Genomic DNA, 15,850 nt, shown 5'->3' on the forward strand with positions numbered 1-15,850 from the left:
ACTGAGCTAAGAATGTATTGTCGGGGCTAAGGACATGAGAATGCGGATAATCATGGCTAATTGCCATAATTGATAAAAAAAGCCCGGAAATCAAAATTTCCGGGCTTAAAGAAGCTGTTATTAATCTTTATTTTACCTGCGGGTCAGGCCATATTTTTTCAGTTTGTACTGAAGAGTCCTGCGGCTGATACCAAGAGCTTCAGCGGTTCTTTCGCGGTGATGCTGGTTGGCTTCAAGGGCAGCTATCAGGGCTTGGCGTTCCGCATCGTCAAGGGTGGGAGTGCCGGTTGACGGAGTCGGGGCTGCTTGATGAGTTTGTTGAGCCGGTTGTGCCGAGGGCGCAGGTTCCGGTGATGTCTGTCTTGGAGCTGGGCTAATCACCTGCGGAGGCAGCAGTTCCGGCCCCAGCACTTCGCTGCGGCTCAAAATGATGGCCCGCTCAAGTACGTTTTCCAGTTCACGGACGTTTCCGGGCCAGTCGTAACGGCTGAGCGAATCCAGAAATGAGGGGCTGACAGAACGTACTTTTTTATTATTCTTGCGGCCCAGTTTTTCCAGCAGATAAGCTACCAGCGAAGGCAGGTCGCCTACACGTTCCCTCAGCGGCGGAATGCGGATTTCAAGGACGCTCAAACGGTAGTAAAGGTCCTCGCGGAAGTTGCCATTTTCCACTTCCTTTTTCAGGTCGCGGTTGGTCGCTGCAATGATGCGTACATCAGTCTCCACCGGAGAAACGCTACCTAGTGGCTCAACTACTTTTTCCTGCAAAGCCCGCAAAATTTTCGCTTGCAGCACCGGGTCCATTTCCCCGATTTCATCGAGGAAGAGGGTCCCGCCGGAAGCTAGCTGAAAACGTCCGGGTTTATTGGCATTGGCTCCGGTGAAGGCTCCTTTCATATAGCCGAAAAGTTCACTTTCCAGCAGGTCCGCAGGCAGAGCTGCGCAGTTGACTTTGATCAGAGGTTTGTCTGCCCGCTGGCTGGCTCTGTGCAATCCTTCGGCTACCAGTTCCTTACCTGTACCGGATTCCCCCAGTACGAGGATGGTAGCTTCAGAAGGTCCGGCCTGTTCAATGAGATCCTTTACATTGAGCATTCCCTGCGAGCTGCCGATCATTTGCTCTGTGGCTCCGGCTGCGGATTTGAGTTTTTCGTTCTCATCCACCAGCCTGGAGTAATCAAGGGCTTTGGCCAGAACTGCCTTGAGCTCTTCATTATCAGCGGGTTTGGTCAGGTAGTCGAAAGCGCCATGCTTCATGGCAACAACTGCTGAGTTCACGTTGCCGTAGGCGGTGAGCATGATAACCGGCAGGCCGGGCATGATGGTGTTCAGCTCCTTAAGCAGGGCCATTCCGTCCATCCCTTCCATGCGCATGTCGATCAGGGCTGCATTTAATGTCAGGCCGGGTAGCATTTCAAGGGCCTGTTCGCCGGACTGGGCTTCATGAACATTCCAGCCGTCACTTTCCAATACTGCCCGGATGAGCAGTCGCAGTGACGGTTCATCATCGACTATGAGTACATTTTTTCCTATGGCATTCATTATTCTGATCCTTCATCACGCGGTGCCGGGAAAAAGAGCATTACGCAAGTACCATCCAGAGGACCGGGAAGGTCCGGTGCGGAAATGGTTACCCGGCCATTGTGGCCGCGCATGATTGTGTTGACTATAGCAAGCCCTAAACCAGTTCCTTTGGGCTTGTCGGTGAAAAACGGTTCAAGGGCGTGTTTACGGATATCTTCAGGCATACCCGGTCCGTTGTCGCAGACGCTTATCCAAACTCCGTGTTCGGTTCCTTCGGCAACGATGGATATTGTGCCGGTTGCATCCGGAACAGCATCGAGGCTGTTGACCAGCAGGTTGAGCAGAACCTGTTTGATTCCGTCAGGGTCGGCATAAACCTGTTCAATGTTAAGTTCGGTTTGTAGCCGGGTGCCCTTGTGTTCAAGATCAAATCCCATGAGTGTTTGCATGGAATCGCAGATTTCACGCAGATCCATTATTTCCGGATTTAATTCATGGGGTTTGGACAGGTAGAGCAGGTCGGTTACCACCCTGTTTAAACGGTCTGCTTCGGTGAGCATCGTGGTCGCATATGTTCCGTAGGGCTGCTCTTCTTTGAACTTGTCAGCAAAGAGTTGGGCGAAACCACGTAGGGAGCTCAATGGATTCCGGATTTCATGAGCTACGCCTGCAGCAAGAGAGCCAATGGAAGCCAGTCTGCGCGCTTCGTAAAGATCCTCTTCCAGTCCTGCAATATCGGTGCGGTCCCGGATGATGATCATCGTCCGTTGATCTTTCCTGCTTTCAAAGTAGGGAAAGAAAATAAGCTCCAGGTTTTTACCGCCCAGCCGGACATGTTCCCATATCACGTTGTTTCGTTTGAAATCCTGTAGAGATTCGTAATTAAAATCATTCCAGTTTTTGCCCACAAGAACTTCATCATGCTGGCATTGCAGCAGCTTATGAGCGGAACCATTAGCTGAAAGGATGCTGCCCTGAGGCGAAATGGTCATCAAACCGTCCGGCATGTTGTCCAGCAGGTTTGCCTGAAACCGCTCCATGCGGGTCAGTTTTTTACCTTGTTCTCTGCGTTGAAAATAGGCCACGGCAAGTAGCCAGAGGACCAGTCCTGCAAGGAATATGTAGCCGGTTTGCAATAGCGCTGCACGGCGGTATTGATTGAACTGACGCAGGTGTTTCTCGGCACTCAAGCCCAGTAGGAGAAAGGTTTCTTTATCCTGCGGAGGCATGAAACCACGTCTTTTATGACCGTAGAGGCGTTGCAGGATTGGCTGGCCCATAGTGCCGTAGAGGAGTGCCGCTTTTCCTTTAATCATCACCGGAGTGCTGGATTCACGCGTTTGGGTGATCATATCAAAAAGGCCTGCCGGTGGCGTATAGATCGGGCTTCCTTCATCGTTCTGTTCAACCACCAGTATCGGCTTGCGGTCCGGTCCGTAGAGCGCGATGTAGAGCAGGTCGCCCTCGGCAACCATCTCTTTGAATAATTCCCGCGCATCCGGGATCAATTGTTGGGGCATGCGTCGATTATGCATACCCGGAGAGCGCATGCGCCGAGCTCCTTCGACCAGCTGGATATCCAGACCACGGGCAATAGAACGTGCGGAAAGCAGCATGTGTTCAAACACGGTCTGATGCATCTGGCGCAAGTTGTGCCATGTAAGGTACAAGCTTCCGGCCCCGAGCAGGATCAGGGCCAGCAGGGCCAGAGCAAGTGGCAGTTTATGTGATTTCTGTGAGCTTAATTCCATTGAATCCGATTTTGTTTAAGGATTGAGCAGTTCACCGATGGCCCGAGGAGAGTCGAGTCCCAGTGCGCCTGCAATTTCCTTGATGGGGGTATCTTTGTCAACAACCACGCCTTTTTCGCGTAAAATGCCCAGTGCTGTATTCAGATCGAGATTAAACTTTGCGCAATAGCTTTCGAGGCTCATGCGACCGATTCCACCTCCCGGAGAGTGGGATATATCTTGTTTATTGGGAGCGGCAGTAGTTATTGGTTTCACTGAGCCTGTTTTGCCTGGTTGACCCTTGAGGATAATCTCATGCAGTTCCTTAGGGGTCAGACCCGCTTTATCGGCAATGGATTTGATGCTTTCTTTCGTAGACTCAAGCTCTATCCCAGCCTCTTTGATAGAGGCAGCGGCTTTATCAAGATCAAGACCCATGCGTTTGCAGAAAATATTGAGCGGACTGAGTTCCGCGTGACCATAGGGTGGTATACCGTATTTGGCTTCACCCATGGCTTTAAAATCCTGACTGAATTCTAGCACCTGTTTCATGGGCGGCAAGCCGGCCAGAGTTCCGAAGACGACGAAAAGCGTGATAATCAGGCTGATAAAAAATGCTGGGGAGGTGAAATTTGATTCACCGGCTTTCTTTTTAAGGTAAGCGAGTATGGGCTTCCAGTTCAGCCAGATGTGCAGGATTGAGACAACAAGAAAAAGTACTCCGGTGCAGATGTGGATATCTCCCCATTGCTCTTTACTCAGGCCGAACAGGGTCCAATCCGCCCAATAGGCCACACGGCCCTGCGGTACGATGTACAGGATGGCGCTGGTAATGATCAGGACAATGAAAGAAAAGAAACTGGTAAGGGAAGTTATTTTTCTAAACATGAGATTCTCCTATGATTTGTACTGATATTACTAACTTAAACTGTCCTGAATATGGAAGTGAATTTAATAAAAAAAGGAGGACCGTATAGCCCTCCTTTTTACCCGTTTTCCTGTAATTAGTGTAGATGAACGTTATTTAAAGGATTTAGTAGCAATTGCCGCCGGGGCAATTCATCTGCTTGAAGTTTCCGCAGTTAGCGCTACCGCCGGGACATCCCTGCTGATAATTACCACAACCTCTGCCGCCTTTACCGTATCCTTGCCCCATAGGAGAGAATGACAGACCGGTTTCTTTTTCTATTTCAGCGGCCATTTTATTGTGCTCGGTGTAAAGCTTGTCACGTACATCGGAAAGTTCTTTTACCAGAGCATGGATGGTATCTTTATCGGCTTTTCCGGAATCCACCAGCGCTCTTAGTTCAGTGTGTTTTGCCCACTGTTCGCTTTTCAGGGTTTGAAATGTGGATTCGTATTTTTTGATGATGTCCTGTACCTGCTGTTGCTTTTCAGGTGTCAGCTGCTCATATGCAGCCCAGTTACCGTTGTGGTAACCAGCGTTCCGGTAACCGTTTCGTGCCATGGCGACAGATGCTACTGCCAGAACCAGCACAACGATCAGCGGAATCAGAGTTTTTCTCTTCATATGATCTCCTGATGCGGTTAAAAGTTGTTGCCCTCTCAATTTACCATAAAGCATGTGCTGTGCCAAAAATGAAAGTTGTTTTAAATTAGTGAGTTAGTGTCTTTGTGCAAATATGTAGTATTGTTTTAGTGCAAAGTCTTTGTGCATTATGTTGCACAAAAGGTGCAGGTTTACCTGCAAGGCTGAATGTGGAGATTCTGAATGTAAGTCGCCAAAGGTTGGTGGAATCTGAGAGTATAAAAAAAGAGGCCCGGGGAGGGGGCCTCTTTTCGTCAAAGGGGATGGATGGAGTGTTCTGTTATGCGTAGGATCTAGTTTGGGGATATTTATCTAGCTTATGAGTTCCAACACCCTCTGTAATCGTTGTTGTTTCTATGGCCTCTGCGGGGACTGTCGCTATCAAAGTAGCGACCGCCGCCAAAGCCCCGCATGGGCATTTCAATTCCGGTAGCTGTTTCAACTTCGTTGTTGACCTGCTTGCGGAGGTTGTAGGCCTTGGTTCTCAAATCTGTCATTTCCTTAACCAGCCTGGTGATGGTTTTCTGATCGGATTTACCGGAATCTACCAGTGCGTTAAGTTCGGTGCGTTTTGCCCACATCTGACTTTTAATGGTCTGGAATTCGTCCTGATGTTTTTGGAAGATGGCTTCCACTTCTTTCTGTTTTTCCGGGGTCAGTTGCTCAAATATCTGGCGGGGGCCGTTATTGTATCCGTTATGCTCGCCGCCGTGGTATCCACCACGGGCCATTGCTGTGCCGGCCATGGCCATAACCATAATTGCTACTACGGGAATCACGATTTTCTTTTTCATTGTTATCTCCTTATTTGAATGAATTATTGCTGTCTCGTAATTCTCCTGAAGCATGGCCCGTGCCAAAGTTGCTAACCACTTAAGCTGGTTGAATTAAAGTCCTATTTCCTTCCGGAACAGTCTGAAAACACTGATGCAATGAATTGCGCATACGTGCACAAATTGTGCAGATAGAATGTTAAGTTGCACTTAGAAAACTTAATGTTTCTATATGGTTTTCCCATCTTCCAGTGCTATTGTGTCTTTAGCCATGCTGGCATGAACCCGATCATGGGTGACCATAGCTATGGTCAGTCCTTCCTGATTGAGGTTCTGAAGGATTTCTATGATTCCATTGCCTGTTGATTTGTCCAGACTGCCGCATGGTTCATCTGCAAAGAGTATTGAAGGTGACTTTATCAGAGCCCTCGCAATGGCAACCCGCTGTTGTTCCCCTCCTGACAGCTGTCCGGGAAGGCGATCTTCCTTGCCCGCAAGTCCCACGCGTTCAAGGCACTCCCGCCCGCGTTCCAATAGTTCTTTATTAGCCGGTGCCAGTCTGTCCAGAAAGGGCAGGAGTACATTCTCATGTGCCGTGAGATAAGGCAGCAGGTGGTGCGACTGGAAGATAATAGAGAATTCTTCCTTTCTGAGTCTGTCAATTTCAGAGCCGGGTAGATTCGTGATTTCGTTTTCCTTGAAATAAACCTGACCCTGCTCAGGTTTAAGCAGGCTTGATATAACGCTGAGCAAGGTTGATTTGCCGGAACCTGAACGCCCAATAATTGAGGTGAATCCACCTTCGGGTATATTGATTGATACATTGTCCAGAACTGTTACAGCTGCGGACCCTTCACCATAACTATGGCTGATTGATTCTGTTTTAAGCATTTTAAATCCTTACAGTGAAACAAGGGTTCTAGAGGGATCAACGCGGGTGGCTCGTAGTGAAGGGATGGTAGCGGAAAGCACTGCCAGCCCGGACACAGCAAGGAAGGTGATCCCGAAGGCCAGCGGATCAAAGGCTATGTCAGCTTCGCCCATGTTCAGGTTCTTGAGGATTTCTCCACTGGCGAAATAACCTCCAAGATAACCAAGAATTCCCGAAATACAGCCCATTAGCAGTGCCTCAAGGCAGAATATGGAAAACACCGATCCTGTTGAAAAGCCCAGCGAGCGCATAAGTCCGATTTCTGTTTTACGTTCATTCACTGCCGAGAATATGGACAGACCGATCATAAAGCAGGCGGTGAGAAGAATAACGCCACTTACGGTCCAAGCCATCTGGTTCACAAAGCTGATGGCCGACATGCGCTGTTTAACAACATGCTGAAGAGCTTTAACCTCTGCTCCAGGAACTGCCTTGACGATTTGCTGTACGATTTCATCAATGGGGCATCCTGCGCAAAGGGCGGCAACTTCGATGAAATGAACTGCTCCGGGACGGCCCACGCTGTTACGCAGCAGGTCAATATCCATAAAGATTACATTGTCGTCTTCGGTTCCTGTGGGGTCGAGAATTCCTGCTGTAAGAAGCTTGTTTCCTTCTATTTCGAGAGTGTCACCGGGGTTGATGTCCAGCTTGCTGGCGGCATTGACACCGATAACAATTTCATTTTGTTTTTCAGGAAAACGGCCCTCCGGATACCAGTGGGTTTTGATATTCAACTCATCGGACATACTGACCCCGACAACCGCCACCTGCTGTCCTTTAACTTTAGAAATGGCGGCGAATTTGGGGGCTACAGCGCTAAGCCGTTCCTTCAGGTCAATATCACGAACGGCCTTAAGGACTGGCGTTCCCTGTAACTCATGGGAGCCGTAGGCAACATTACCGAGATCCAACCCTCCATAGCTTACGGACAGGGATTCGGTTTTCGGGGTAATCAGGATGTTGGCCCCGAATTTACTCATTTTTTCTTCAAGACTGTTGCCCACAACTGTAGAGAGCAGCTGGATGGAAACCACAGACATGACTCCCACTGTGAACACTGCACATAGAAGAATGGTACGTAAAGGGCGGCGGCCAAGGTTACGCAGGGGAATAGTAAAAAGATTCATGCGCGCTCCTTAGAAGTACATGGCCCCGGATCTGACCGCATCCAGAGAAATTACCAGCTTATCATCTTTGGTTTCTCTTGCCAGCGGAGAAGGGTTGCAACCACCATTGACCACATTGATTCGTGTGGAATGAAAGCGCATTCCGCAATTGTTGCAAACCATGAAGTCACCTTGCTGTGAGTATCCTTTTTTTGAGCGATAGCAGACATCACAGGCATCAAAGGCTGCTCTGATAATTCCATCTTTGCTGCGGACTACAAAATAACGAATCTCTTTTCCGTCAAGATTTACTGAGTAATAATGGGCCTGACCGTCATTTACTTCACTGATCGGGATGCTCAGTTCCTTATCCCCAATTTCCATTCCTGCAAATCCGTTTGCAGGCAGAAGCAGAAAAGCCAAAAGTAAAATCATTTTTTTCATGAAAAACACTCCTTTAAAATTCTATACCGTAACAGTATGCAATTGTTGTACAAGGAGAGTTATTTCAATAGGTAGCAGTTTTGAGCAGTTGTTTATGAGTGGAAGATAGAGTGATTTGTGCAACCTGATTGCACAAAAGTGCAATCAGGGATTAAAGCTCTTCAAGCCATTGATGCATGCCGCAGCTTTTGCATTCTGCGCATCCGTCAGGTGGACAGACCGGGGTCTTTTCTGCTTTCTGGAATCGTTGCCATTCGCGCCAGAGGTAAGTTTTTTTCACTCCGGTATCGATGAAGTCCCAAGGCAGGGGGGAGTCTTTATCAAGCTCTTGGTCGATAAAACGATTAACATCGCCTTTGAAAAATTTAGAGGCTTTTTTCCAGCCTCCATTTTCCGCAGCATAGCTGATGAATTCAGCAAGAGACTCGTCGCCACGGGAAAGTATGCCCTGCAATCGGGCCTGAAATGGATTGTCACCTGAAAAGGCAATGCCCTTATATTTTTTGGTCAGTCCATTGACTTTGGAAAGAACGTCTTTGAGCTCTTTCTCAGATGGCATTGCAGCCCACTGCAGCGGGGTCCACGGTTTGGGCACAAGGCAGCTGGCACCGAAGGTGATGCGCATGAATTGCTTTTTCTTTTTACCCTGACCACGCTTGCGGGCCTCATCTATCTTTTCAAGCATGAGAGCCAGTTCTTCGTAATCTTCAGCAGTCTCGCCGGGCCAGCCCACAATGACGTAAACCCGCAAGTGGTTGACTCCTTTGGCAGCGCAGAGTTCCACGGCGCGAAGGAAGTCTTCTTCCTCAAGGTTTTTGCTGGCCGCATCACGAAGACGTCTGCTGGCACCTTCCAGTGCAAGAGTCACGGTGCGCACTCCTGCTGCGCGCAGGATATCCAGCAATTCTTCAGTAAGTCCGTCAGCGCGAACGGATGAGAGGGAAAATTTGGTTTTCCGTTTTTTGAGCCACTCAATGTATGGGAGCAGGTCCGGCCAGTCGGTAAGGGCTGTGCCTACCAAGCCGACCTTGGGCGGATCGGCTAGCTCCACAATCTTCTTGAGCTGGTCAATGGAAGCGTGGCGCGGCGGACGGTAGATGTATCCTGCTGCGCAGAATCTGCATCCGTACGGACAGCCACGGTTGACCTCTACAAGGAACATGTCCTTGAAGACCGCCTCCGGGCTGATAAAACAGGAATATGCAGGATCACTCAGGAGGGGGACTCCGTGTCCTTCAGATACCGGCCCCGGTGGTAGCACTGCCCTGCGGACCTGACCTTTGGTCATGCCGGGAACGTAGACGCCGTCCCGATCTTTGATCAGATCCAGAAATTCTTTTTTGCTTCCCCCGTCGTAAATATGCTGCTTCAGTTCGAGGCATAGGTCCTTCAATCCCGCTTCAGCTTCTCCTACCCAGAAGAAGTCGAAAAAGGGCGCGATGGGTGCGGGATTGAGGAAGGCCACCGGACCTCCGCCCATGACCAGCGGGAAGTCCGGGCGTTCCGCCGCCAGTGGCGGAACGCCCGAATCTTTCAGCATCCTGACCAGATGGAGGTATTCCTCCTCAAAGTTGATGCTGAAGCCGATCAGGGGAAACTCGGACAGTTCTTTGTCACTGTCCATGGAAACAGACGGTTTTCCCGGCTCGCCAAGGAAGAATCGCTCTACCGCAAGCTCCGCGTCCGGAGCCAGCAGACGATAGACAGCCTGCCAACCTAAGGTTGAGAGTGCAGACCCCTTCCGTCCGGGGAACACAAGAGCCGTGGGCAGACGGCCTCCAGTTTCCTCGGGCGAGGGTTCTTCCTTTCCGTAGTAGAAGAATTCTTCATTTACGGACATGGGTTATCCCAGGTGCGGACCGTTTGGCCCGTACTGTTTCCGGTTTATAATCATCGCAAGTATGTCAGGCGTTATAATTTATTAATCAGCCTGCTTGCGAATGAAGGTCGGAACTTCGAAGTCATCGTCATCATGGAAGATGAATTCTTCTCCACCGGAGTTGGCAGCCTGTTTGGGCTTGAGCTGTACAGGCTCACGGGCACCTGCCGCTTCAGCTGGCTTACTTGTGGTGTGGCGCAGGTAAGCGGGGATGGAGCGGTCTTCTTCAGCGTGGGCGCTGCCCACCTGATGAACGTTGGTGGTTTCTTTATTCTTGGGGGCCATGCCTCTGGGAGTGAGGTTGGGGCGCTGGGGCTGTCCGAAAGACTGCTGTTCAACAGGCGGAGTAACTGTCTGCTCAACTGCACTGTCAATTCCGGTAGCAATAACGGTAATGCGCATTTCATCGCCGACTTCAGCATCGAAAACAGTACCGAAGAAGATCTGTGCTTCCTCGTGTGCTTCTTCGTAGATGATGTTGGCTGCTTCGCTGACTTCATCAATGGTCATGTCAGGGGAGCAGGTGATGTTGATGAGCACGCCTTTTGCGCCTTCGATTGAAACATCTTCAAGCAGCGGGCTGGTGATAGCTTTCATGGCTGCTTCACGTGCCCTGTTTTCTCCGCGTGCGATACCGGTACCCATGAGGGCGAGACCGGAGCTGGACATAACAGCCTGTACGTCGGCGAAGTCAAGGTTGATCAGACCGTGAACGGTGATCAGGTCGGCGATACCCTTGACGCCGTAGTAAAGGACTTCGTCAGCTTTTTTCAGCATTTCAGAGAAAGCTGCTTTTTTAGCGGCAAGCTGGAGCAGACGGTCGTTAGGAATGGTAATGATAGAGTCAACTACATTCTTGAGTTCCTCAATACCTTTTTCTGCCTGCAGCAGTCTGCGCTTGCCTTCGAAATAGAAAGGTTTGGTTACAACGGCAACGGTCAGAGCACCGGCTTCCTTGGCAACTTCAGCGATAACGGGAGCAGCACCGGTACCGGTTCCGCCGCCCATACCGGCGGTTACGAAGACCATATCGCAATCGCTGACCAGTTCGCGGATCTGGTCAATGGATTCGAGAGCTGCGTTTTTACCCACATCGGGGTTTGCGCCAGCGCCGAGGCCTTTGGTCAGTTTGTCGCCGAGCTGAATTTTGTATTCAGCCAGAGATTTGTTGATGTCCTGAGCATCGGTGTTAGCTACGATGAAGCGCACACCGGAGAGTGCGGACTGGATCATGTTGTTGATAGCGTTACCGCCACCACCACCACAACCGATAACCTTGATTCTGGCCTGACCGTCGTTTTCAATTTCCATGTAATCCATCATCATTTTTGATTTCCCCTGTTAAACTTTTGCTGCTTACTTTTCCGTGATCGGGGTCGGAAAAGAACTTCATGCCTTAACTTCACTGAATCCCGCCAACCTTCAATGGCGATACATCTTTTTATGCGATGTCAGTGAACCATTTGCGCATCCTGCCCAGAATGCGGTTGAAAACATTTTCGTCACGGATTCTGAAGACTTGCTCAGAGCTGCCTTCTTTTTCCGCGCCGTACATGAGCAGCCCTACTGCAGTGGCGTATTTGGGACTGCTGACAACATCCTTAAGGCCTCCCACGCCAGCGGGATAGCCAATGCGGACCGGCAGATCAAAAATCTGCTCCGCCAGTTCCTGCATTCCGTCCACGAGAGATGTGCCGCCGGTGAGAACTACTCCGGCTGCAATCATATTTTTGTACCCGCTGCGGACCAGCTCCTGATCAACCAGTGACAGGATTTCCTCACAACGAGGTTCGCAGATCTCAGCCAGTACTCTCTTGGACATTTTGCGGTGATCGCGGCCGCCAACGGAAGGTACGTCAATGGTCTCGTCAGTAGTAACAAGATCGGTGAGCGCTGTTCCGTATTTGACTTTAATCTGTTCCGCAGACCCCATGGGCGTTCTCAGCCCGAATGCAATGTCGTTAGTCAGGTTGTTACCGCCGAGGGCAATAACAGAAGTATGTTTAATTGAATCATTGGCGAAGATTGCCAGATCAGTGGTACCACCTCCGATATCCACTATGGCAACGCCTATTTCCCTTTCTTCTTCGGAAAGAACGGCCTTGCTGGAAGCCAATGATTCAAGAACGATGTCGGAAACGTCCAGCCCTGAACGATGGCAGGAACGGATGATGTTCTGTGCGGAGGTTACCGCGCCGGTAACGATGTGGACCTTTACTTCAAGGCGCACACCGGCCATGCCCAGCGGATCGGCAATGCCGCGCTGATCGTCAACAATGTATTCCTGCGGCAGGGTGTGAATCACTTCCCTGTCCAGAGGAATGGCTACAGCTTTGGCTGCATCGATAACCCGGTCTACATCTTTCTGGGTTACCTCGCCGCCTTTAACTGCGATAACGCCGTGGCTGTTGAAACCTTTTATGTGGCTGCCTGCGATGCCCGCGTATACGGAGCGGATTTCGCAGCCGGCCATGAGTTCAGCCTCTTCAAGAGCCTTCTTGATAGACTGTACTGTCTGCTCAATGTTGACCACCACGCCTTTGCGCAGTCCGGTGGACGGGGCAGTGCCGATGCCGACAATGTCGACGCCGTCCGCAGTGGGTTCTCCCACAACTGCGCAGATCTTTGTGGTGCCGACATCGAGGCCGACGATCAGATCAGACTTGGACATAATTTTTTCTCCTCATCATCCTTATAAATTCGGGGTATTGCCGTTTGCGGCAATCATTTCCCGGAACTGCGTTTTTCAACCCAGACCCTGTTTTTCCCGGTTGAAATGACTGCCACGTCCCTGAACTCCCCCCTATTCTTGAGGTCTTTCCAAACTGTGTTCAGGTGTGAAAGCTGTTCTTGCCAGTTGTCCAGGCCCAGCAGCACCGTAAGGCCGAGCCTGTCCATAAAAATTTCCATGCGGTTGCCGCCTTTGATATCAATCCAGGCAATCTGGCCCGGATCAAATGGCAGCTCACGTTTGCTGAGCATGTTCATGAACTCCGGCAGAATGTCCGCCTTGTCCATGGCTTCAGACTCAATATTCAGAAACGGCAGGGAGCTGAACTTGCCTGGAGCTACCGGAGCAATAAGTTCGCCGTTGCTGTCGCAGTAATAAAGAGCGTCATTGTGGCGGACCATAAAGCGGGGTTTCTTCTCGCGAATATGAATCTGCATCTTTGCGGGAAGCTGCCTTCTGACCGCTGCGGATTTGATCCAGAGATTGTCGCTGAGCCTGCTTTCCACTTCGCTGATGTTAACGGCAAGACTGTTCTTGTTCAGGTTCACATCTGCAATGTTCAGGATTTCACCGTAACTCAAGCGATGATTCCCGCTGACCTTGATGTCCTGCAATGCAAAGTAGGGCAGGGCGGTGACCCAGCGGTAACCGGCCAGGCAGCCTATGCCGACAATAGCCAGTACCAGCAGGCAGGCTCCGGAAATGCAAAGCTTACGCACCAGAGCGGCTAACATTCCACCAATTGGCTGCGAAGTATTCTTGCGTTTCTTGGTCTTGTTGCGGCTGGCCGTTTTTTTGCCTGATTTACTCAGGTTCAGCCTGCTTTTGTTCAGTCCTGCTACGCTCATAACAGTATTATGACCTCCGGCTTTAAAGTGACGCCGAATTTTTCAGCCACGACTTCGGTTGCCTGCGACATGAGTTCCAGTGCCTGAACTGCGGTACCGCCACCCTTGTTTTCAAGGAAGTTGGCGTGCATTTCAGAAAAGCCCATACCGCCGAGGTTTCTGCCTCTGAATCCGGCATCGTCGAGCAGCTTGCCCGCGCTGTGTCCTTCCGGATTCTTGAAAACGCACCCGGCTGTCTTGGCAGTGACAGGCTGGGTGGCTTTTTTCTTTTCAAAAGTTTCTTTGATCCGTACCCGGACTTCTTCTTCTGTGGACTGCGAAAGTTCGAATTCGACTTCCCAGACCAGAAAGAATTTGTCTTCGTTCTGATTCTTGGGATCAATGGAAAAGTGGCGGTAGCCCCATTCCAATTCTGTTGCTTCCTTCCAGAAGAGTCCTTTGGAAGGAGTCCAGATTCGAACCCGCTTAACGGAAGCCTGCATATCGGTACCGTATGATCCGGCATTCATGGCAATGGAACCGCCGACTGAACCGGGAATTCCTGCCAGACCTTCCATGCCGGAAAGACCGTTTTTAATGAGCACTGAAAGCAGCCCCGGCAAACGCATGTCTGCAGGAGCCAGCACGCTGGTACCGGTCATCTGCGCTTCGGCCTTTCGTTCGCAGGCCACCTGCACAAGGGCGAGGTTCAGTTCCCCGTCCCCGGCGAGCATGTTGCTACCTTCACCGATGGCAAGCAGGTCGGAACCTTCGCGCTCAACAAAGCGGGAAAGTTCATCCAGACCGGCTTCATCGCGCACCTTTGCCAGAACACGGGCGTTTCCGCCAATGCCAAGTGAGGTGAGCTGTGCCATGCTCGGTTTATGAAGCAATTCCAGTGTCATATATACGTTTCCGTTATAAAGCTGTTATTTCTTCCGGCTTGAGAACTTTTTCGCCGTCCTCTTCCAGATATTTCAAAAACTTTTCGCCCACGGTGTAGATCGATCCAGCACCCTGAGTGATGAAAAGGTCACCGGGTTTGAGGATATTGGGCAGTTCGTTCTGCATCATTTCAAAGTCCGGGTAAAAGCGGACCTTGGTGTCACTGACCTGTCTGATACCCTGCGCCAGAGACATTCCGTTTACACCCGGAATAGGATCTTCTGATGCGGGGTAGATTTCAGTCAGCAGCAGTTCATCGGCTTTTTCAAAGGTCTTGCAGAATTCGCCGAACAGGGCCTGTGTGCGGGTAAACCTGTGCGGCTGGAAAGCCACTACCAGCCTGCGCTGAGGGAAGCAGGACTTGGCGGTTTCAATGGTCGCCTGAATTTCTGCCGGATGGTGACCGTAATCGTCCACCACGAGGATGCCTTTGGATTCGCCTTTCTTCTCAAATCTTCGGCCCACGCCCATGAAGTTGGAGAGACCGGCTAGGATTACTTTAGGGTCAAGTCCTGCTTCAAGGGAAACTCCGATGGCTCCCAGAGCGTTAAGCACATTGTGCTTGCCCGGCTGAGCCAGAGAAACTTCACCCAGAAGTTCTTCATCAAGATAGACTTTGAACAGGGAGCGAACTTCGCAGGACAGGATTTCACCGCGTAGTCTGTTGCCCTTGTTCAAGCCGTAGGTCATGCAGGGACGTTTGATGGAGGGCAGCAGCCTTTGCACGCCCGGATCATCACCGCAAACAACGTTCATTCCATAGAAAGGAATGGAGTTCATGAATTTGCGGAATGATTCATCAATTGCATCCTGACCGCCGTAGAAATCAAGATGGTCCTTATCCACGTTGGTCACCACAGTGATGATCGGCGCGAGGCAGAGGAATGATCCGTCGGATTCATCCGCTTCGGCGATGAGAAACTGTCCGTCGCCAAGGCGGGCGTTACTGCCGAAGGTGTTCAGCCTGCCGCCGATGATAACTGTGGGGTCCAGTTCGGCTTCAGTGAAAATTGTTGCCAGCAGAGAGGTGGTAGTTGTCTTGCCGTGGGTTCCTGCAACTGCGATACCTGTACGCAGACGCATGAGTTCGGCCAGCATCTCCGCTCTGGGGATGATGGGAATCCCAAGTTCGCGGGCTTTTACCAACTCCGGGTTGTCATCAGAAATTGCTGTGGACTTGACCACTACGTCGGCGTCATTAACATTGTCCGCGCCATGCCCGATGAAGACCTGCGCTCCCATTTTGAGCAGACGTTTCACGGGTGCTCCGGCAGCCAGATCGGAACCGGTCACGGTAAAGCCCATGTTGATCAATACTTCGGCAATGCCGCTCATGCCAGAGCCGCCGATACCGATCATGTGGATGTTGCCAACTCTGCTGCGCATGATGGGACATGCGGTGTCCGTT

At 50.8% G+C, this 15,850-nt stretch carries 14 protein-coding genes; all 14 read right to left on the minus strand.

Features of this window, described 5'->3' with window-relative positions; all coding sequences use genetic code 11:
• Nucleotides 1-132: 132 nt before the first annotated feature.
• The 14 genes from ACNI23_RS17740 to murC all read right to left on the minus strand — a co-directional run bounded on the left by ACNI23_RS17740 (nucleotide 133) and on the right by murC (nucleotide 15,828).
• Nucleotides 133-1,542, minus strand: coding sequence for a sigma-54-dependent transcriptional regulator (locus ACNI23_RS17740; RefSeq protein WP_420250640.1), 1,410 nt, complete (start codon nucleotides 1,540-1,542; stop codon nucleotides 133-135).
• Nucleotides 1,542-3,275 carry a two-component system sensor histidine kinase NtrB gene (locus tag ACNI23_RS17745; RefSeq protein ID WP_420250641.1) on the minus strand — a complete coding sequence of 578 codons (1,734 nt, stop codon included), beginning with the start codon at nucleotides 3,273-3,275 and terminating at the stop codon, nucleotides 1,542-1,544. Before ACNI23_RS17745 ends, ACNI23_RS17740 begins: the two co-directional genes overlap by 1 nt.
• Nucleotides 3,276-3,290: 15 nt before the next feature.
• Entirely contained in the window at nucleotides 3,291-4,142 is an 852-nt protein-coding gene (locus tag ACNI23_RS17750; RefSeq protein WP_420250642.1) for a DUF4405 domain-containing protein, read from the minus strand.
• A gap of 145 nt (nucleotides 4,143-4,287) precedes the next feature.
• The gene (locus ACNI23_RS17755) at nucleotides 4,288-4,785 is read right to left on the minus strand and encodes a Spy/CpxP family protein refolding chaperone (protein WP_420250643.1); all 498 of its coding nucleotides are present in this window, start codon (nucleotides 4,783-4,785) and stop codon (nucleotides 4,288-4,290) included.
• A 335-nt stretch (nucleotides 4,786-5,120) separates the two neighbouring features.
• A complete protein-coding gene (locus ACNI23_RS17760) occupies nucleotides 5,121-5,597 on the minus strand; it encodes a Spy/CpxP family protein refolding chaperone (protein ID WP_420250644.1) in 477 nt (158 codons plus the stop codon).
• 207 nt (nucleotides 5,598-5,804) lie between these two features.
• Complete coding sequence (locus ACNI23_RS17765) at nucleotides 5,805-6,467, minus strand: ABC transporter ATP-binding protein (RefSeq protein WP_420250645.1); 663 nt, start codon at nucleotides 6,465-6,467, stop codon at nucleotides 5,805-5,807.
• Between the two features lie 9 nt (nucleotides 6,468-6,476).
• On the minus strand, nucleotides 6,477-7,637 hold the full coding sequence (locus ACNI23_RS17770) for an ABC transporter permease (RefSeq protein WP_420250646.1): 1,161 nt from the start codon (nucleotides 7,635-7,637) through the stop codon (nucleotides 6,477-6,479).
• A gap of 9 nt (nucleotides 7,638-7,646) precedes the next feature.
• Nucleotides 7,647-8,060: a DUF2318 domain-containing protein gene (locus ACNI23_RS17775; protein ID WP_420250647.1), complete on the minus strand. Its 414-nt coding sequence runs from the start codon at nucleotides 8,058-8,060 to the stop codon at nucleotides 7,647-7,649.
• Nucleotides 8,061-8,211: 151 nt separating this feature from the next.
• On the minus strand, nucleotides 8,212-9,900 hold the full coding sequence (locus ACNI23_RS17780; protein ID WP_420250648.1) for a radical SAM protein: 1,689 nt from the start codon (nucleotides 9,898-9,900) through the stop codon (nucleotides 8,212-8,214).
• Nucleotides 9,901-9,981: 81 nt separating this feature from the next.
• A complete protein-coding gene (gene ftsZ / locus ACNI23_RS17785; protein ID WP_420250861.1) occupies nucleotides 9,982-11,259 on the minus strand; it encodes a cell division protein FtsZ in 1,278 nt (425 codons plus the stop codon).
• Nucleotides 11,260-11,380: 121 nt separating this feature from the next.
• On the minus strand, nucleotides 11,381-12,610 hold the full coding sequence (ftsA, locus tag ACNI23_RS17790) for a cell division protein FtsA (protein ID WP_015850572.1): 1,230 nt from the start codon (nucleotides 12,608-12,610) through the stop codon (nucleotides 11,381-11,383).
• A gap of 53 nt (nucleotides 12,611-12,663) precedes the next feature.
• The gene (locus ACNI23_RS17795; protein WP_420250649.1) at nucleotides 12,664-13,518 is read right to left on the minus strand and encodes a cell division protein FtsQ/DivIB; all 855 of its coding nucleotides are present in this window, start codon (nucleotides 13,516-13,518) and stop codon (nucleotides 12,664-12,666) included.
• Complete coding sequence (murB, locus tag ACNI23_RS17800) at nucleotides 13,515-14,402, minus strand: UDP-N-acetylmuramate dehydrogenase (RefSeq protein ID WP_420250650.1); 888 nt, start codon at nucleotides 14,400-14,402, stop codon at nucleotides 13,515-13,517. Before murB ends, ACNI23_RS17795 begins: the two co-directional genes overlap by 4 nt.
• Before the next feature lie 13 nt (nucleotides 14,403-14,415).
• Nucleotides 14,416-15,828 (minus strand): UDP-N-acetylmuramate--L-alanine ligase, encoded by a 1,413-nt coding sequence (murC, locus tag ACNI23_RS17805; RefSeq protein WP_420250862.1) that lies wholly within the window; start codon nucleotides 15,826-15,828, stop codon nucleotides 14,416-14,418.
• Nucleotides 15,829-15,850 lie beyond the last annotated feature (22 nt).

Source organism: Maridesulfovibrio pacificus (SeqCode), assembly GCF_048612815.1.
GTDB lineage: Bacteria > Desulfobacterota > Desulfovibrionia > Desulfovibrionales > Desulfovibrionaceae > Maridesulfovibrio > Maridesulfovibrio pacificus.